This is a genomic window from Nostoc sp. NMS9, from assembly GCF_017114995.1.
Lineage (GTDB): Bacteria > Cyanobacteriota > Cyanobacteriia > Cyanobacteriales > Nostocaceae > Nostoc.
Window position 1 is genome coordinate 1 of the sequence record NZ_JABXKL010000087.1, and the last position, 19,581, is coordinate 19,581.

17 protein-coding genes and 1 pseudogene are annotated in these 19,581 nt (G+C 40.5%); 8 read left to right on the forward strand and 10 right to left on the reverse strand.

Annotation, left to right across the window (positions count from 1 at the left end):
* Positions 1–742 precede the first annotated feature (742 nt).
* Together HWQ40_RS28115 and HWQ40_RS28120 are read left to right on the forward strand one after the other, a co-directional pair.
* Complete coding sequence (locus tag HWQ40_RS28115; RefSeq protein ID WP_292784736.1) at positions 743–1,366, forward strand: TetR/AcrR family transcriptional regulator; 624 nt, start codon at positions 743–745, stop codon at positions 1,364–1,366.
* A 46-nt stretch (positions 1,367–1,412) separates the two neighbouring features.
* Positions 1,413–2,111 (forward strand): type 1 glutamine amidotransferase, encoded by a 699-nt coding sequence (locus HWQ40_RS28120; protein WP_292784739.1) that lies wholly within the window; start codon positions 1,413–1,415, stop codon positions 2,109–2,111.
* 62 nt (positions 2,112–2,173) lie between these two features.
* Here HWQ40_RS28120 and HWQ40_RS28125 read toward each other — a convergent pair.
* Positions 2,174–2,284, reverse strand: a pseudogene (locus HWQ40_RS28125) (tyrosine-type recombinase/integrase); the annotation flags it as partial.
* 267 nt (positions 2,285–2,551) lie between these two features.
* On the opposite strand from HWQ40_RS28125, the gene HWQ40_RS28130 reads away from it, so the two are divergent.
* A complete protein-coding gene (locus HWQ40_RS28130) occupies positions 2,552–2,911 on the forward strand; it encodes a hypothetical protein (protein WP_292784742.1) in 360 nt (119 codons plus the stop codon).
* Complete coding sequence (locus tag HWQ40_RS28135; RefSeq protein WP_292784745.1) at positions 2,911–3,312, forward strand: HNH endonuclease signature motif containing protein; 402 nt, start codon at positions 2,911–2,913, stop codon at positions 3,310–3,312. The genes HWQ40_RS28130 and HWQ40_RS28135 overlap by 1 nt, the downstream gene beginning before the upstream one ends.
* Positions 3,313–3,383: 71 nt before the next feature.
* Here the strand turns inward: HWQ40_RS28135 and HWQ40_RS28140 are convergent, their stop codons facing one another.
* The 5 genes from HWQ40_RS28140 to HWQ40_RS28160 all read right to left on the reverse strand — a co-directional run bounded on the left by HWQ40_RS28140 (position 3,384) and on the right by HWQ40_RS28160 (position 7,625).
* Positions 3,384–4,466, reverse strand: coding sequence for an ABC transporter ATP-binding protein (locus HWQ40_RS28140; protein ID WP_292784748.1), 1,083 nt, complete (start codon positions 4,464–4,466; stop codon positions 3,384–3,386).
* A complete protein-coding gene (locus HWQ40_RS28145; RefSeq protein ID WP_292784751.1) occupies positions 4,463–5,161 on the reverse strand; it encodes an ABC transporter permease in 699 nt (232 codons plus the stop codon). Before HWQ40_RS28145 ends, HWQ40_RS28140 begins: the two co-directional genes overlap by 4 nt.
* A gap of 84 nt (positions 5,162–5,245) precedes the next feature.
* Positions 5,246–6,124, reverse strand: coding sequence for a substrate-binding domain-containing protein (locus tag HWQ40_RS28150; protein WP_292784753.1), 879 nt, complete (start codon positions 6,122–6,124; stop codon positions 5,246–5,248).
* A 48-nt stretch (positions 6,125–6,172) separates the two neighbouring features.
* Positions 6,173–6,343, reverse strand: coding sequence for a hypothetical protein (locus tag HWQ40_RS28155; RefSeq protein WP_292784838.1), 171 nt, complete (start codon positions 6,341–6,343; stop codon positions 6,173–6,175).
* A 4-nt stretch (positions 6,344–6,347) separates the two neighbouring features.
* The gene (locus tag HWQ40_RS28160; protein ID WP_292784756.1) at positions 6,348–7,625 is read right to left on the reverse strand and encodes a substrate-binding domain-containing protein; all 1,278 of its coding nucleotides are present in this window, start codon (positions 7,623–7,625) and stop codon (positions 6,348–6,350) included.
* A gap of 896 nt (positions 7,626–8,521) precedes the next feature.
* On the opposite strand from HWQ40_RS28160, the gene HWQ40_RS28165 reads away from it, so the two are divergent.
* The gene (locus HWQ40_RS28165; protein WP_292784760.1) at positions 8,522–9,589 is read left to right on the forward strand and encodes an NAD/NADP octopine/nopaline dehydrogenase family protein; all 1,068 of its coding nucleotides are present in this window, start codon (positions 8,522–8,524) and stop codon (positions 9,587–9,589) included.
* A gap of 10 nt (positions 9,590–9,599) precedes the next feature.
* On the opposite strand, the gene HWQ40_RS28170 is transcribed toward HWQ40_RS28165, so the two are convergent.
* Positions 9,600–12,002, reverse strand: coding sequence for an FAD-dependent oxidoreductase (locus HWQ40_RS28170; RefSeq protein WP_292784763.1), 2,403 nt, complete (start codon positions 12,000–12,002; stop codon positions 9,600–9,602).
* A gap of 612 nt (positions 12,003–12,614) precedes the next feature.
* Positions 12,615–13,799, reverse strand: a complete 1,185-nt coding sequence (locus tag HWQ40_RS28175; protein ID WP_292784766.1) for an AbrB family transcriptional regulator — start codon at positions 13,797–13,799, stop codon at positions 12,615–12,617.
* A gap of 896 nt (positions 13,800–14,695) precedes the next feature.
* Between HWQ40_RS28175 and HWQ40_RS28180 the strand changes: the two genes are divergently transcribed.
* Positions 14,696–15,103, forward strand: a complete 408-nt coding sequence (locus tag HWQ40_RS28180; RefSeq protein WP_292784768.1) for a hypothetical protein — start codon at positions 14,696–14,698, stop codon at positions 15,101–15,103.
* Between the two features lie 21 nt (positions 15,104–15,124).
* A complete protein-coding gene (locus HWQ40_RS28185) occupies positions 15,125–15,502 on the forward strand; it encodes a hypothetical protein (protein WP_292784771.1) in 378 nt (125 codons plus the stop codon).
* 186 nt (positions 15,503–15,688) lie between these two features.
* Here the strand turns inward: HWQ40_RS28185 and HWQ40_RS28190 are convergent, their stop codons facing one another.
* Entirely contained in the window at positions 15,689–15,814 is a 126-nt protein-coding gene (locus HWQ40_RS28190) for a hypothetical protein (protein WP_292784774.1), read from the reverse strand.
* A 1,001-nt stretch (positions 15,815–16,815) separates the two neighbouring features.
* On the opposite strand from HWQ40_RS28190, the gene nifE reads away from it, so the two are divergent.
* Positions 16,816–18,174: a nitrogenase iron-molybdenum cofactor biosynthesis protein NifE gene (nifE, locus tag HWQ40_RS28195; RefSeq protein ID WP_292784776.1), complete on the forward strand. Its 1,359-nt coding sequence runs from the start codon at positions 16,816–16,818 to the stop codon at positions 18,172–18,174.
* A gap of 113 nt (positions 18,175–18,287) precedes the next feature.
* On the opposite strand, the gene HWQ40_RS28200 is transcribed toward nifE, so the two are convergent.
* Positions 18,288–19,508 carry an acyl-CoA dehydrogenase family protein gene (locus HWQ40_RS28200; RefSeq protein ID WP_292784778.1) on the reverse strand — a complete coding sequence of 407 codons (1,221 nt, stop codon included), beginning with the start codon at positions 19,506–19,508 and terminating at the stop codon, positions 18,288–18,290.
* Between the last annotated feature and the right edge of the window lie 73 nt (positions 19,509–19,581).

Genomic DNA, 19,581 nt, shown 5'->3' on the forward strand with positions numbered 1-19,581 from the left:
TTAGCGCAAGTAAATTGGCCGGATGTATGATATTCTTGATTTATAGGGAATCTAAATCGCTAAAGCACAAAGGATCTCCAAGCACTTGCGCTCTAGTGAAGAAGCAAAATCCCATAAGTTAACCAATTGTTTGATGAACTGATGGTCTTGCTCCACAAGTCTCTGGAGGATTGTGGAAGTACTTGATCGGTAGCAGTTCCAGAGTTCGGGGGGACTTTGGTCTGCTTGCAGTTCATCAATCACTTTTGGGATAAACCCTTTATTCTTTACAGATAGTTTCTTCTTAAGTCCTTAGAAAGAATCGAAGTTTTGGCGAATGAAAGAATAGAACAAGCAATCGATAACAGTGTTTACGATTTAAGCAACTGGATAAAACAAACTTAATTTAATATCGATATCAATGAAACACCCTGGTATTTCAAAGGAATAAAAGAATAGTTAAGGGTGTTTTAAAATTTTCAAGCTTTGTTAATTTATCCTGCTCATACACGTTATTGTATAGAGTTAAAATCTACTTTATAAATTAAGGTATAACGGTGTATTTATTTATGATAATTACAGTGTATACAATTACTATGACGTAAAAATCTAACAGAAATATCAAATATTTTACACGTTTACAGCCTAACTTCAAAAAGCTAGTAAAGCATCAGGTTTAAATAATCGTGAAGTTAGGAAAATCTTTGTCAGTATTATTGATGAAGTATTTAAGATTTATACATTATTCAAGGATGCGATCTAAATGACTAAACCGAAAACAACCCGCAAATCTGTTCACGATCGCATCCTAAGTACAGCATCAGGCTTGTTTTATCGAGAGGGAATTCGCAACGTAGGTATTGACAGAATCGTTGCGGAATCTGGCGTTGCAAAAATGTCACTCTACAATCATTTCAAGTCAAAAGATGCATTGATTGAAGCGTGGCTGCGACAACAGGATGAACAATGGTGCGAATGGCTCAAAACCACGATTGAGCAACAAGCTTCTAACCCATCCCAACAACTACTGGCAATATTTGATGCCCTGCGGGAATGGTTTGAGGGCCCAGATTTTCGAGGTTGTGCATTCATTAATGCTTCAGTGGAACTAGCCAATGCTGACCATCCTGGACATCGAGTGGCATTGGAGCATCAACAATCGATTTACCGCTACATCAAGAGCCTAGCTCAAGCCGCAGAAGTTTCATCACCGGAACAGTTAGCCAGGCAACTGCTTCTCCTCGTGCAAGGTGCGATCGTGGTTGCGATGATGGAAGGAAGTTGGTCAACCGCTTCACAGGCGAAAAAAGTCGCGGCAATCTTAATCCAGACTGCATCAAAATCCGGCGTTACCGAAACAGTGCTGAGTAAAAAGTCTATGATATGATTTAATGTAAAAAATCACACTGCAACTAAGTTCGGAGCAGTCAGGGATGAGAATTCATTACTTACAACATGTGCCATTTGAAGGACTTGCTAGTATTGAACAGTGGCTGACAAAGAAAGATCATACTCTCTCCGCAACTAAGTTTTATAACGGTGACACTTTACCATCTGTTGATGACCTAGATTGGGTGATAGTAATGGGTGGTCCGATGAATATTTACGAGGATGATAAGTATCCTTGGTTGACGTTGGAAAAATATTTTATTGAAGAAGCAATCAAAAAGCACAAAATAGTTATTGGCATTTGTCTTGGTTCGCAGCTAATCGCTGATGTTTTAGGTTCCAAGGTTTACAAAGGTCAGGAAAAAGAAATCGGTTGGTATCCGATTAAAGTGACAACAGAAGCACAAAATTCTGCTGTTTTTGCTTCATTACCTGCAACTTTTACTGTGTTTCATTGGCATAGTGATACTTTTGACTTACCACCGGGTGCTGTAGGACTAGCCTATAGTGAAGTATGTGCAAATCAAGCTTTCATTTATGGAGATAGAGTATTAGGTTTACAATTTCACCTAGAATCAACTAAAGACAGCGTTCGGCAAATTATTGAAAATTGTGCTTCGGAATTAGTTACAGGTAAATATATTCAGAAAACCGAAGAAATGCTAGCACTTGATGATAATTTTAGTAATATAAACACTGTTATGTGTAAAATTTTAGATTATTTTGCTACTTTTATAAAATAAATTATTATTGCTCGCGCAACACAGTTCAGTTAATGTTTTGTTGTCTGGGAAAATAGTGGCTCTCAAAAACTGCCCATCTTTTGTACCGTACGGATATCATAGCTATTTTGTAGCAAATGCGTAGCGAAACTGGGGCGAAACGTATGATAGCCAACCCGTTTTTGAATGCCTGCTTTTCTAACAGCTTATTTTAAAGACTTTTCTAACCCACTTTTATGTAGATGGTGACGACGAGTTACTTGATTGCTAGATGATGCCTAACAATTCGCTTGGAGCGGACTGACGAAAGATCCTGGTGTGTTGCATAAGATTAGTTGCAGCCGCTCAAGCGCTGCTTCACATTATCTGTTAGGGATGTGGTTGAAGGTTACTTGGTCAGACACTAGGGTTAAAGTGTGGCGTAAAGCTATAATTTGAGGCAGCAACTTGAGGCTAGAAGCATGACTACAGTAGCAATTTTACCAACAAGAGACCCTAGCGGTGAGAAATCCTATCGTGCGATCGCAGGAGATAAACATTCTGTTGGCAAAACTGCGGGGCAAGCTTTAGATGCGTTAACTGCCCAGTTAGGTGAGACTGAGTTTAGTGCGCTACTGGTCATTCAAAGCTTTCGCCCTGACACATTCTTTAATGCCCAGCAACAAGAACGGTTATCAGAATTGATGAGATTATGGCGTTCAACACGAAATCAAGGGCAAGAATTGCTACCAGAACAACAGGCAGAACTGGATGAATTAGTTGAGGCTGAATTGAGAGCGGCAACAGCCCGCACTGCTGCGTTAATGCAGCCAGAGAATTGATGAATCCGTACTATACTGCGATCGCCCAACGAGCCAACCATCGTTGTGAGTACTGCCAAGCTCCTGAAGTCGTTTTCAATTTTCCGTTTGAGGTGGAGCATATTATTCCAATTTCTCGGCAAGGTGCAAATAATAAAGCAAATCTAGCCCTTGCATGTCGCTCCTGTAATCTGTGTAAAGGAACTCGTATCAATGGCACTTTGCCTGATTCCAATACTGAAGTTTGGTTATTCCATCCAAGAGAAAATCAGTGGAGTGAACATTTTCAGGTTGATGTTGAATCTGGCAAAATTAGAGGAATGACTCCAGTTGGAGAAGTTACAGTAGAGTATTTGGCGATGAACAGTCCTGCTCAGGTAGCAGCACGGCAATTATGGATTAGATTGGGGTTGTTTCCTTAGTCATGCAACACAACAACGCCCATGCAGCCGACCATTGAGAGGTTATCGGTAGGTCAATAACACCATTTTCTCTAAACAAAATGTGCATCTTTAGGATTGAATGCCAGCTTAATTATTTCATGGGGATATACATTGCCGAATATATGATTTCGAGGCACTCTGGCAATTAAAGTTTGTTCTCCCACCTTAACCCAAATACTAGAAATCCCAATACCATTTAAAACCCGTTCTACTAGCCCTTCAATAATTACCGAACATGAATTGTGTCGCATTGAAGAACTGGCATCGTAAAGATTGAAAGTATCGCCAGATAAACAACATGCAGTAATTGGCTTTGTGATTTCCCCAGGATATAAAAACTCTATCCCGTTTGCAAGTTTGATAAAACTTCCACGGCTACTCCGTTCTACCCGACACGGAATAATATTATCTATTCCTACCAGTCTGGCAAGCTGCTCGTTAGCTGGTCGGCGGATGATAGTTTCCAAGTTATCATCCTGTATAATACAACCATCAAATAAAGCGATCGCTCGATCGGCAAAATGCAGTATATCTGTAAAATTATGACTGACTAATATGACTGCTGATCCCCTCGCTTGCGCCCATTGTCTAATTTTCTCGATCATCTGGGGACGTATTCCCACATCTAAAGACGCAGAAGGCTCATCCAAAAGCAGCAATTCTGAATCAGCAACTAAACCGCAGGCAATACAAACTCGCTTTGCTTCACCACCGGACAGAGAACGAGCTGACTGATTTGCCAGGTGTTCACAGCCAAAAGTTGCAAGTGCAGTATGTACCGTTTGCTTAATCTTGTGTTTTGGTGTTCCGCGAAACTTTAATACCTTGGCAACATTATTAAAAACAGTGTCATCCAGTAGTAATGTTTCCTGAAATACCAAAGCCGAACGACGACGCAACAATGTTTTATTGGTATTGCGGACATCCTCTCCAAATAATTGCATCTCACCACGGTAAGGTTGCAAAAGATTGATTGTTCTTAACAAAGTGCTTTTACCAGCGCCATTGGGGCCAAGTACAGCAACCAATTCTCCAGGACGGACTGCAAAATTTTCAATTGACAGGATATTTTTACGTGTTTTGCTATCGACGCTCACCTGCCGCATATTCAAGGCATACTCGTTAGTACTCATAGAATTTTCCTGTCATGCTGTAGGATAGTCAGCAATACGATAACGGTGTATGTAATGATCAGCAGAATGTATGCGATCGCCATCGCAACATCGTAATTTCCTTTCCCTACTTCCAAAACAATCGCTGTAGTCAGGACTCTTGTCTGCCCCTTGATATTGCCACCCACCATCATGGATGCACCAACTTCCGAGATGACGCGACCAAAACCAGCCATGATTGCAGCCATTAACCCTAACCGTGCTTCTTTGATTAGCAACCAGTTGGCTTGCCACTGTGTCGCCCCCATTGATAACAGTCGCCAGCGTAGTTTCGGATTAATACTGATAATTGCCGCAAAACTGAAGCCAGCTACAATTGGAAAAGCAATGATGGCTTCGGCTATGATCATAGCTGTGGGCGTGTACATCAAATCAAAATTTCCTAAAGGGCCAGATCGCCACAAAAACAGACTGACAAATAAACCGACTACAACCGGCGGTAATCCCATACCGAAGTTAATCAAACTAGTCAGAGTCTGCTTACCGACGAAATCCACTAATGCTAGCCACAGTCCTAATGGTAGTCCCAGTAAAACGCTAATAGCTGTAGCTGTTCCAGATACGAACAATGTCATCGTCATGACTTGGAAAACGTCACTATCGCCACTGGTTAATAGCTCAAGAGCTTTCACAGCCCCTTCGATGATTGTATTCACAAATACAAATAAGGATAAAAAATTGGAAAATAATGGTGAAATATGCAGTAGAGCAACCCTTGATGATCTGATGCTCAAGTTTTTCTAAAAGCCGTAATCTTTCTCCGTTTTACCGCCATCAACATAAAATAGCGGTTGTTTGAACTCTTTTTTCCCGTGGGCTGCAATCAGTGTCTGTCCTTCAGGAGATAAGACATAATTAATAAACGCTTTAGCTCCTGCACTATTCACCCTGGGGAATTTCTGAGAATTTACTTCCATGACATGGTAGAGATTTAACAGTTTTTTATCTCCTTGCACCAGTACTGGCAAAGACAGGTTTTTCTTCTGAAATATATAGGTTGCTCGATCTGCTAAGGTATATCCTAGTTTTTGATTAGCAACTTGCAAAGTTTGCGCCATTCCTGAACCTGTTTGCTGATACCAAGTACCAGATGGTGTGATTTTTGCCTGTTGCCATAAATCTTTTTCTAGTTTGTTAGTACCTGAGTCATCACCCCGCGATACAAACAATGCTTGATTTTTAGCAATCAGAGAGAATGCTTCTACAGCATTCTTTTTCCCTCGGATCTTTGCCTTGTCAGCATCTGGGCCAACAATCACAAAGTCATTATGCATTACCAAGTGACGATTAATTACCGCACCACCTGCCAAAACTTTGCGTTCAGCTTTAGGTGAGTTGACGAATAGCGCGTCAACTTCGCCTTTTTCAGCCAGAGCCAAAGCCTGTCCGGTGCCGACTGCAACCTTTTTTAGCGTATATCCTGTTTTCTTTTCAATCGCCGGAACTAAATCATCTAGTAGTCCACTGTCCTCAATGCTGGTTGTCATCGCCACAATCACATTTTTATTCGTTGGGGACTGTGCAATAGCTGGGTTTTGCTTGACCAGCATATCACTAGCTTCAGCACTCAAAATCGCCAAGGAACATGCCAAAAATGCAATGAAAATTCTCCGAATCATAGAACCTCTAGAAATATATGATTTACGCATTGACAGAGTAATAAGCTGTTACACAAAAGCACATTGAGACAGCACAGGAGCGATGCCTACGGCAACCCTAAGAGGGAACGCAATTTTTTCCTCAACGTTGAAAGCTATACCTGCGGCTTGTTCGCCATCTTGTAAGGTCGTATTGTTAATCTGAATGGTATGGTTGTTTATAGTGAAGTAATGATTCATGACTTTAAATATTTGCTACAACTTTCCCGGTATTGCTGATGTCATAACCGCCGAGAATTTGTAATTGCGATCGCACTAGCTGATGTCCCAAGATATTGATAAACTGCTGTACTGATGCTTCTTCCAAGTATTCCTTGAGAATTACCAAGTCATATCGCGCACTATGAAGGGGAATAAATCCCAAGCCAAAGGTAGCAGCTATAGATGCCGTACTGATACCTGCATCGGCGATTCCTGAGACTACAGATAAGGCAACATCTTGATGATTGTGAACGATATGGTCAAATCTTTTCACAACCTCAAATGGCACTCCTTCTTCTTGGAGTTTCCGTTCTAAAAGCATCCGATTGCCAGAACCCACCTCATGGGTGACAACAGTTGCTCCAAATTCTACTAAGTCGGAAACTCTTTTAACTCCCATTGGGTTTCCTGGTGGAACTAACAATCCCTCTTCCCAAACTCCAAGGGTAATCAAAACGGCACTCTTACCTGTTAAGGCTTCCCGCACAAAAGGGATGTTATGTTCCCCAGTTTGAGGATCATATAAGTGCATCCCTGCAATGTGAACTTCACCTCGGCATAAACTACGCAATGCAGCCTTGCTATGAGCGAAACGATAATGAACTCGCAGTTGCGGATGCCAGCGTTCAGTTGCTTTTGCTAAGAGTGAAAGCACAGGTGTACAACCAGCAATCACAACTGTGTTGTGCAATTTGTCCATATCATCCAGAACCCGAACCAGAACTTTATTTGTACCTATCTGGCTCTGTGCTTCACCCGGAGGGTGAGGCTCGTTTCTCGCTACCGTTGAAGCTAATGGCAGTTTGCTTATGCTGGGCAACCCGTCCACCCCTACAGGTGATGCTCCTACGCCGCTACCGCTTGCGCTAACGCCACTCCCTACAATAGGGTGGCTCACTGCAACTACCTCACCATCAGATGGAATCATTTCGATACGAAAAGCATCTCTGCCTAATAAAGGATAAGCTATCCATCGATTCCCAATCCGCGCTAGAGTCACTTGCGATCGCTGTAGGTTAGGGATCGAACCGGCAAGAATCGCCTCAATTTGGGGCAAATCCTCCTCTGTTAGCCAGAATAAGTCCTCAACTTGGCAACCAAGTGCCTTAGCTAAACGCAAGGAAATAGTAACAGAAGGCGCACATTGTCCCGTTTCCACAGCACCAATACTCTGACGGGTTACGCCAGCTATATTAGCTAATTCTTGCTGACTCATGCCCAGACGATTCCTAATTGCCTTCAGGTTATTGTAAATATTCATATCCTGCTTTCTGAGGCTGTATCTCTCGGTTACAAAAAGCCGTAGCGGACACATTTAATCTGACTTGAAAAAGGCCAGTGCGCCCTTGCGGTTTCCCGACTTGTAGCAACTGGCGTCTGTAGGGGAAAGTCGATTTTTATGACTGACTGTGAAATTTTTCATGATTGACTGCCTAAGAGTAGCAAGGTCTTCTATTTGTATTTGTTGTATTTGATTTTTTAAAAAACTCAGTATACCTTTATTCTTTCTTCCCTGTTCCCTATATCTATGAGTGATTCACCGAATCAAATCGGATTGCTATAGCGTGTGCCTTTTCTACTGAAAGTTTTGTTAATGCTTTTGTAATTTTGCATACATATTGATTGTCAAAATACTTGCCAGATTTTTGTTTTTGCGGGAAGTCAAGTAATTTCTAGACTTTTTGTTAGTTTATTACTGTTTTTATCCCTTTGTAGCAAGCATATCATACACATGTCCAAAATAATTGCTAAACTAATAAAAAGTTTCACCTGGGATTTTTTTATGAAAAGTGTATTTATAGCTACAGAATTTTTCCTGATTTTGTAACGATGATGAACGATTTTAAGCTTAAATATTTACGTGCAACGTACCTTTGTCCAGATGTTAACGTTAACCATCAGATTTTTATTAGCAATGGCTCCGCCCGCCGCAGGCATCGCATTTGAAAAATTGATTGCTGATGTGTTCCATCGGAATAATAATTTGTAGTTATTATCTTAAATATGGTTATGTACCGATGCAGGCGCACAACGCTTGCAACTTTTAGGGGAGTGCATAATTCACACTTGGATTCAGCAATGCTCAGACAAAATTCTTATGCGAATGGTGAATTTAAGATATCCTTGTTTATGGTTTTCGGATAAACTAATTGGCACATGCTACAGACTAAGTACCTGGTTGTAGGTAAAGGACACATTGGTTTAGCAACAGCTGCCTATTTGAGTAATCAAGGACATACTGTTTACCTTTTCTCTCGCCGTTCTTCCATTGTTGCTCAGACAAGAACCATTCACTCAATTGGATCAGTTTCTCCCGGAAATTATCTAGTTGCAGCTTGTTCCAATAACATTTATGAGTTGGCGGCACTAAATGGTGGGAAACTACCACTCAACCTGCTGATCTGTTGTCGCGGTCAAGACATCGAACCCTACGCCAGGATTTTAGCTGAATATGTCAATCCTCAAATGAACATTCTGGTTTTCTGTTCTAGCCGCTTTGCAGGTCGGGTTTTTTGTAAGGTACTCCAGAGACTGGGAATAGCTAAGGAACAATTGCCTGCTGTGGCTGATGTCAACAATATTCCGTTCGTGAGTCGCGGTAATATGGAGGATCAAATCAGGATTAGCACACTTACCAACAAATTTTTTGTGGCGGCTCAGAACCGAATCATGACAAATCGGATTGTGAGCGCTTACCAAGCTGTATTTAGTAATTTATGGGCTGCTGCTTCGGTTTTAGAAATTAATCTGAATAAAGTTAATGACATTATTCACCTTCCCCTGATTCTAGTTTCATTAGCTAGATGGGAATCTGGTGAGGATTACAACCCCTATGATAATCTTAGTTCGCGTACTGTTGGACTCATTGACCACCTGGATTGCGATCGCATAGCAGTGGGTGAAGCACTGGGAGTCTTCAACTTAATTGATATCAAAAGCCACTATCAAATCGCATACGGAACCACCGGATCATCTCTTTATGAACATATGCAGCAGGTTGGAGCCTATTCCAGTACGACGCTGTATAACCCTCATCACCGCTATTTGGTTGAGGATCTACTTTATGGCTGTTTTCCCTTACAAGTTTTAGCTCGCCTAGCTGGAGTAGAAACACCATTTCTGGACAGTTGCATCACAATCGGAAATAAGTTCCTTGACATACCTCTGGAGTGGAATGCTGAGTTTCTGGAATTGGATCGGCATCAGCTCAGTCAAGAACTTTAACTCATCGAACTCACATTTTCTTAGTATTGTAGAAATTGGTAGAATTGGCTACCTCATAATCCCCTTGAAGGGTTGAAAAGTCATGATGGCTTAAAAGAATGGCAATGGCAACATCCATCATACTTTGTGATCTTTTCAGTCTCTCTCCCAAATAAATCTGCCAATAAACTTTCACATCACTTTCGAGAATTGGCTTCTCAATTGCTGTAACAACACCGTCCTGCTTAGGATGAATCGAGTAAGCACTGTACTTCCACTCGAATCTATCCTTGAGAATGATGTCAGGGGAATCACCAATCTGTAATTGAAGATGTAACTCGTTTAGACGTACCCCCTGATATATGTCAAACATTCTCGATACAAGCTCTCCAGGACTGCGTGCAGCTACTTCCATCAGAATCGGTTCTTCGCTACCTTCTTGTAGGAAGAAATCAATATTGATTACACCATTTTTGGGATAACCGTGTTCTAAACTTTGTAACGTGTCACTTGAAAATTGCCAAAGTTTCTGAAATTCTGGATCTTCTTCTCTAACAACAATATTGCCGATTTGATGACCATAAATAAACTCATCATTAGGTCGATAGTGCTTGCAAGCAGCAAAATAACAAGGTTGACCATTTTTGATGACAACACTTGTGTTGTATAGTTGACCTTTAATAAATTCATTGAATTCAAATTCTTCATCTGAATCTACATTGCTGTCACACCAAGCTTTCAAATCATCAACAGTATGAATTCTTCTAGTTTTTTCACTTCCGGCTCCGGTAACTGGTTTGATAAAGATGTGATTACCTAGTTCTTCTAAAACAAAATTTAAGTATGAAACTGGCTCTTTACGGTATTGGTCTTGAGAAAAAATCAGATACTTTGGCACCCGAATTAGGGAATTTTTGAGGGCAGATTTGAGGTAACTCTTATCGGTAAACTGGCGGATCATGGTTGGGCGATCGCCTACTAAATTTAAAGCTTCACGCAACTGTGCAGCTAACAATACCGAATACTCATCATTGGTAACAATTCGATTGTTATCCAAAAGTTTATAATCAGTCTGAATCTGTTGATAGGTTTGGAGCAGATTTTGCAAATTATAAGGTTCTACAATTCGTACAAGATCCAAGTACTGATACTGCGAGGGTATAACCTTACTGAGTCCTCGTCTACTACAGAGTAAAACCAGATTTCTATTATCTGATTGGATATGCTTAAAATCAGTTTCGTAGGGAAGCATATCATGCAGCACAAAAACAGTCTGCTTATTGCTATCTATCTTACTACTAGAAAAGGCAAGTGGATTTGCCTCCTCGCGGATCATTTCTTGTACCAACTGGAGAATTTCCTGTGAACATCCCCATGACAGAGTTACTCCTGACCCTCCATGTCCGTAATTATAAAATACGTGTGTGTTTAAAACCCTTTCTACACAAACATTTTCCTCTGTTAATGGTCGTAAACCAGCCCTAACAGGCTCCTTCTCATCTAGTGGGAGTTCTCTTAATTCCTGTAGAAACTCCAAACAGCCATCATACATCTGTCGGATAATTGGAACTTCAAGAGATAGGTTTGTATTCCATTCGTCTTGCTGCGTTAATCCTCCCAAGACCACCAAATCATCCCCTTTAGGAACTATGTAAACGATGTCTTGCTCATTTGAAGAAGATTGTTCGTGGGAAATACAATGAGCGTCTGTCACCACTCCACCCAGATTCTTAACCCTGACAAGTGCGCCTCTCAAGGGATACATGGAAGTATCGCCTGTAGTTGCTATTGAACCTAGTCCAGCACAGTTAACAATTGCCCTTGCATTAAAACGACGAAGTAGTTCCTGTTCATTTTGAACCACATTGACAGTGATTTTTTCTTGGATGATCTCACATCCAATATTCTTTACGTATTGAAGTAACCACTTCATGTAAACATCGGTGTTTGTCGCCGGTGCCATGTGTTTATAAGCATCTTTTATACCTCCTTTAAAACTCAAATCAATCGTTTCTTTGACAATCTGTAAGCCTCTTTCAAATCCATCAACCTTATCCTTCAACTCATTCATTTTGCGAAGGTCAGTAGGTCGATTTTCTAAAACATCCTTGAAATAGAAATACGCATCCCTCAAATAAAGTCCTGTTTCTTCTGAACCAAACTCTGCGTGTATTTTCTTGAATTTATTATAGGTAGTCATACACCAGTCTTTAGAGCGTTCCAGGGATCTGGGAGCACCATGACTACCACAGACTGCCGGTGGCCATTCCCACAATGCACCTGCCACAATAGAGGTTAAATCTGGGGCAAAACGATCTGCAACAATCACAACCCTAAAACCTGCCTCTCTCAGACAGATAGCGGTTGTTAGGCCACTTACTCCCGCCCCTATTACTAAAATGTTCACATCATTGTCCAGCAATCGGTTGCTCATTAAAGATTATCTCGATTTTTTTGCAGTACAAAACAAATGCATTATCTTCTCCATAAATAATATTAATTCGGGCGCTTTAGGGTTGGCGTAGCGTTAAGAAATTCTTAGCATTTGGTATTTGCTATGAGTATTACTTAGCAATACTTTTTAGTTAATAAATAAACAGTATTAATAATGGTAAAAATGAGTGGCGAGTAAAAAAAGCTCTGAGGGCATAAGCTGTAGATACGTATACACAGAACCATTAAGAGCAGGGCTATTTCACTCTAAAAAGTTGTTTGAGTGTGTCTAGTCAAAACGAACATAGTCGTTGACCTTGAGCCATATTTTAAAAACCTAGATCACGATACAAATTGAGAGTAAAGTTACGAGCAATAGCGAAAATCTGGAGTGAAAAATTTTTATCGATTGATTTCAATCTAAAGTTACATATATATTTGTTCCCATAAAAATAGGCATTAATAGCCTCAAAACTATTACTAATGGCTGCTAAACATGGCTTTATAGAACCCATTTGGTACCTATTTTTCTGTCTACAAGTCTTGTGCAAAGCCGGATTTCATACTTTTGTAGCAATTGCTCTATGATTTCCCAATTTTGGATAAAGTCGAGCTAAGAAAACTCATCTAAAGTCTTCTCTCCAGTGCGCCCATTATCAATAAAGCTGCCAACAAGCTGGGAATCTTTAGAAGATAGCCCATATTTAAGCAGGGGAGCAACTAATAGTGAACGTAGCCCCAGAATAACGAACATTCTGATCGTATGCATCGACACAACTACGCCAGTATCACCACCGAAATGAACGGTGCTGGCAACCATCGCTTGTGTTCCTGTAGGCATTGAGCCGAGTATAGCGGTTATCGTATCGATGTTCGTAACTAAATGAAACTCGTATCCGACTACCGAGCAAATTACAATTAGCAACAGTGCCAAAACAACTTCAATCAAAACTGCTTTCACCAGGCGACGAATACCTTGCAAGTTTAACTGCAAACCTGTCGCGAAACCGATAAATAGCAATGCGCTGTCGAAGATTATATCGGGAACCTGTATATTGTACGGCAGTGTCCAACAGGCGAGCAATCCTACAAACAAAGGTGCGAAAAATGTGGAAGCAGGAAAGTGGATTTGGCTACCCAACCAGACACCCAAGCCGACGCACGCAACTATAATGAGTAAATTCAAAGACATTTGTATTGGCATACTACTCGTTGCAGGCAGTGTTGCGATCGCAGTCAAATGCGAATCTAAGTAAACACCTGGAACGAATAAACCAACTGCAAGTGGAACTACCACAATAATTAGTATACTACGCAGGTACTGGAGAATCGCAACGGCGATCGCATCAGCACCGACTTCCTCACTCAATGTAATCAGACTAGGGATGATGCAGGGGATAGACGCTAAAAGTGCAGTTGACCAATCCAGTCCACCTAAGCGGCTGAGAAGGTAACCGTTGAGGATACTCGCACTACTTGTGATCGCAATACAAATAAGTAACGGTATCGCATAGGTTGACATTATAGTCACGCTATCCCAGGAGAATTCGGTGGCAACCGAAATACCAAGAACTGCCTGGCCAATAATTGAAAAGGCTGGAGACATCGGTTGAGGGCTTTTTTGACTCATGGCATAGACAATCCCCACAACCAATGGACCAAGCAGCCAGCCAAGGGGGGCATTCAGCCAGTCCAACAGGAAACCAGCGACGCTGGCAGCAAATAGCAATGCGGCAGTTTTCGCAATTCTTAGAATATCTGAGACATTACTTGGGAAAACGTTCACACTGTTATTCATCTGAAGAATATTGCCAACTATTCAAGTAGGACAGCAATGATGGTCATTGAGTTAATGATAGTTACCAGTATCTGAATTCAAGCTTTGATTGAGCTGGCACTTATCCAACTCCAAAAACTCAATTGTCCGCTGTAAAGATATATTAACATTAAACCAAAAAATTTTTCTCCGAAGAGCGATGCCTACCGCAGGCTGCGCCTACGCTAAATAACTAGTAGTATTCCATACTCTCAAATACGTAATTTATTAATTAGCAGACATATGTATATATTAGACAGCAAGTTAGGGAACCAATAATTAAATGTATCATCGTTTTAGAACAACATAAGTATTCTTTTCTGCTCAGTATTATATAGAACTTTGTTTTACGTAAATATGATTAGCGTAGGCGCAGCCTTCCCTAGGCATCGCTCTTTGAGAAAAACTTTTTGGTTTACTGACAATTGTTGACCTAATCTAAGATCATCAACCATTTGTCAATAATTAATAGTACTTCAAATTTCGTCAAAATCGAGGACGCAAACACAGTTTTTAAGGCAACTATGCTTACAGCAGGCTATTCGGCTACAACCTTTTTCCAGTCAGATTAAATGTGTCGGCTACGGCTTTTTGTAGTTTCTCAATATCTTGGGATCTCGATTAGTGCGATCGCAATTAGAGGTGATCAGTGGCTATGACATCAGAAAGATTGGGGAAATGTAGCAAATATTTAGAGTCATGAATCATTGCTTCATTATGAACAACATTGTATTTGGAACAACTACAGCCATTAGTGTTTTACTGGAACTAGCAACTTATAATTTATTAATAAAATATTATCTTAATGAGATATACGCTAATAAGTCGTTTATATTTATTATTAAAATGCTGCAATTTATTCATTAGAGAGTTAACTAGTGACACAAACAACTCAATACGCACACTATATGCAGGCTGACCAACGCCCTAGTATTAAGGAGCCGATAGAACTCTCACCTTTAGTCGGTAACTGGATCAATACTAAATCAGATACTAATTATTTGGTGCGGGTAGTTCTGACTGAACAAGATGGTCGCCTTCTGTTTCAAGGTTATGGAGCCAACGAACCCTCACCAATTGACTGGGGTAAGGTTGAGGCGGTGGCTTACGGTGTCGGAACCTCACTTATAGCAGGAGGATTCCACGCTTTTTACAAGCTAGACGGGATTGAGACACATCTGGTGGCAAACCAAAAATTGGGAATCTTGGTCATTCAGTCCTATACCCGCTACGTAGATGGTAGTGGTCGAACTGATCATTTTGCCCGTGAGTTTTTTCATCGCTAGTAAGAAGAGGAAGATTTCAAGATGGAAAGAAACGAAATTTACGGTAACCAGCCCAAGGACACCGTGATTGATTTCACGCCTTATTTAGGAAGCTGGATAAATTCCAACACAAAGACTACATGGATCGAGAAATTTACTCTAACCAAGCATAATGAGCAAATTATTATGCACGCTTATGGTGCCCAGTCCCTCAAAGATTGGGGTGAGACTGAGGTAACACCGTTTGTAGATAATATCAATGAGAAGGCTTTCTGTGCAAGATACGATCACGATTCAGTGGAATCCTTGTTAGCAGCGAACATGAACAAAGACTTGTGGGTTATTGCTGCGTTTCACAAGTTCAAGGATGGCAGCCAACCTAATTTTCTGTGTCGGGAGTTTTACTATCGGCCGGACTAAGATGAAGTTCCTGCTTGCATTTGTACTAAAAAAGCTCATAAGGCTCGCTGTACAAAACAGTCTAGGGTTTACAGTGTACCCATGTAAACGCTGGAACTAAAGGCCTTGTCATTACCAACACTTTTTAAGGGACTGGGTGATAAGGGATTTCCAAAAAATAAAATCCTCAGTAAAGAGGAATAATAATCATTGTAGAGGGTAAGGAGTCAGGGCTGCGATCGCAGCCCTGACTCCCCTTTTTGTAGTAAGTTCAACTATGTGTGGTTCAAGTTTTTGGGTATCTAAGAATGTCAATTGAATTAACTGACTCATGGAAAAGTCTGCTTAAAGAAACAGCAACTCAATTTAGGGTGTTGCATAATTGCGGGATGATTTGAGAATTTCGATCAATACATAATCACCGCGTCTCGGTGTCAGCCACAATCATCCCATTATTCAGCAACGCCCAATTTATTGGTGTAGCAAGACAGCGTTTCCAAGTGCAACGCAAACTGTAATGGGATTAAGTTACGGAGGACAACTGCTGGCTCCAAAATAATTGAAGTGGGATAGAAAAACTATCCATAAAGAAATTAAAGAATTAACTAGTGACATTACTTGTGTAGATAATTATTCGGTGAAGGAGCATTAGAGCGTAGAATAACTTTACCAACATAGTTTGTGGTTACAATTAGTCATTAGCTAGAGAGTCTAATAAGCTAATAAATACATTCTTTTATTGTTTTAATTTTGGCCATTTATCGCTGATTTCTCTCCAAAAAAATATCCATTATTAATATAGATATTAAATCATTATTCTTGTCATGTACAGTTAGAATATTCTGTATATTATTAATAACAATGTTATATTTATCAGACAACTATACCTTAAATTATAGACAGATCTGTCTATAATTTAATTGGTTTTATACCTGAATATTCATTTTTTATTCATGCTATTGTTATCATTTTTACGATTATCAGCTACAGGTTTTGTTATGATTTTTAAGTCAAGAGAATCAAAAAATATTTACAGAATACAAAGTATCGAAGAATATTTATTGATATCAGCTATTGTCGTTTGATAAATTAAATGGCTATTTGCAAAATTAGTGTCAATCTAGAACCAGAGAACGAGTTTTATTCATCTTTGCATTCGTGCTGTTAGTAGCAAAAACTGTATTTATTAAGATACACGCTACTCAGATGAAAGATTTTGGCTATTGCTTATCTAGAGCATATTTTAGGCTAATAAATAATTTGGCAAACGACATTACGCCTTCTAAATCCTAAAACTTGATTCTTTTGTATTAATCTTCAGTACGAGGAAAGGCATGAAAAATACTCAAGTAACAATCAACGAAACAGCTTGTAAACATAACCAAAAAAAATTGGGTGACAAGAAAAAACTAACTTGCACAAAACCACCACAACCAGGTGCAAACCAAGGAAATTGTCCTTTAGATGGAGCGATGGTTTCTGTCGGAGCTATTACTGATGTTGTTCATTTAGTACATGGTGCTGTTGCTTGTACTCATAATCCTTGGGCGACTCATGGTAGCCTCTCATCAGGCTCTCAATTATACCAAACTGCTTTTACTACTGATTTTGGTGAGAATAATGTCGTTTTTGGTGGTGAAAAGAAACTGTACAAAGCTATTCTCGATGTTGCTCAACGCTATAATCCTGCGGCTATTTTTGTCTACGCTACTTGTATTACTGCTTTGATTGGTGATGATATCGATAGTGTCTGTAAAATGGCTGCACAGAAAATTGATATTCCAGTTATCTATGTAAATTCGCCTGGATTTCTTGGTAGTAAAAATTTAGGTAATCGCATCGGCAATGAGACTTTATTGAAATATGTAATCGGAACGGCAGAACCGGAATTTACCACTCCTTTCGATATCAATATTGTTGGTGAGTACAACGTTGCTGGTGATTTGTGGAATGTTTTACCACTGTTCAAGAGATTGGGTATACGCGTTCTCTCCAAAATTACAGGTGATGCTCGTTATAAAGAAGTTTGCTATGCTCATCGTGCCAAGTTGAATGTAGTCATTTGCTCAAATGTAGTGCTGCCAATGGCGCAAACAATGAAAGAACTTTATGGAATTCCTTATGTTGAAGAATCTTTCTTCGGTGTAGAAAACTTAAACCATTGCTTGCGAAATATTGCAGCAACATTAGGGGATAAATATCTTCAAGAACGTACAGAATGGTTGATAAGAGAAGAAAATGCATCCCTAGATATTGCCCTAGCTCCTTACCGTGCCCAGTTGAAAGGCAAGCGGATTATTCTTTCTACTGGTGGTGTAAAAATTTGGTCGATTATTTTAGCTGCCAAACATTTAGGAATGGAAGTGATTGCTACCACTAACGCAAAGACTACAGAAGAGGAGAAAGCCAAAATTAAACAATATCTTGGTCAAGATGGCATTCTTTTGCCCGAAGCAACCCCGCAAGTATTATTAAAAGTACTAAAGGATACAAAAGCCGATGTTTTGATTACTGGGACTGGCAATAAATATACAGCACTCAAAGCACAAATTCCTTTTTTGGATGTTAACCATGAACGCCATCATGCCTACGCTGGTTATATCGGGCTGGTGGAACTGGCACGAGAATTGTATAAAGCCTTGTATAGTCCTGTGTGGGAGCAAGTCAGCAAACCTGCTCCTTGGGATGAATAAATCAAAGATGATATCACTTGAAAAATTATTTGTCAGGCAACAGAATCGCACGAACCATCTTTTTTACCACAAGTTGCCTCAATCTTTATGGTGTATTTTATATTATAAAACTTTTACTCCGTAAGGTTTTCCTGGCGATTTGGCTGGGTGTTGAAATAGGCACGATCAAAGGATTGCCCCAAAATCTCCTGACCAATTGAGGACAAAACGCGATCGCAATTATCATGCAATACGTAAAAGGATAAATCTCGCAATATTCGCTCCACAGGACTCGGTTTAATCAAGGAGCGAGATCCACAAGCATGTATGCAGTCGTTCACCGTTTCCAAAGCCAGTTGTTCAGTTATGTAACGGGCGCGATTGCCTGCTTGTTTTGCCCCTAAGACCTGGCCTGTTTCCCAAAGAGTGGCTACCTGTCGGAGCCATAAATGCATAGTATCTATATTAATTGCTGCCTTAGCAATTCGGTGTTGTACGTAGGGGTCGTGTCCTTTTTCCTGTTTGTTGATGTATGCTAAAGCATAATCATAGGCTCCTTCAGCAGCTCCGAGAAAAGCAGCGCCATACAGAGGGGTAAACCGCGTCTGCCACTCCTGTTGGATGTACTGTCCTGGATAGCCAATCAAGTTTTCGTTAGGGATGAAAGTGCGTTCAAAGCGAACTAAGTAACTCACTGTACCTCTCATCCCAATTGGCTGCCACCAACTATCATCAAAGCTGATACTGGGATCGGATAGGTTGCAGGCTAGTAACAATACTGATGTCGGTAAGCCATTGTTATGACGCGCTCCCCCAGGCCCTGCTGTGTTGACCAAAAGAATTGCCCACTGTGCTTCTGGGGCACTGGTGGCGAATACCTTTGTGCCATCAATAATGTATCCCTCATCTACCACTTGAACACTTGTGCCAAGGCTGGCTTTTTGACCTGGAATCGGAGACTGGGGTTCTCCACTCCAAGCCGCCCATTTCTCTCCACGCTGGACAATACCCTCAAACCAGCGCTTTTTCTGGGACTCATTAGCCATAGCCGCTAGTAAAACTTGGGCATTTGCGTGTCCTTCCCAGCAACGGGCTAGGGATAAATCCACTTTTGCCAGTTCCTTAGTCATCATCCACAGGGTAAAGATATCGCTATCATGTCCTAACCCTAGACCACCGTATTCAGTTGGCACAACTGGTGCATTCAGACCTGCTTGAAAAAGGTCTTCAAAATCTTCTCTTGGAAAGCTAGCATTGTGGTCATAACCAGCAGCGCGAGAGGCGAACTTATCACGTGCAAGTTGGCTAATGCGCTCAATCAGAGTTTGCTTATTGAGAGTTAGATTGAATATCATTTAATAGAGTTTCATAGACTTGTTTTTAGTTGCTAATCTTACATTTTCACCCGTTGGTTTATGGCAATTTGTG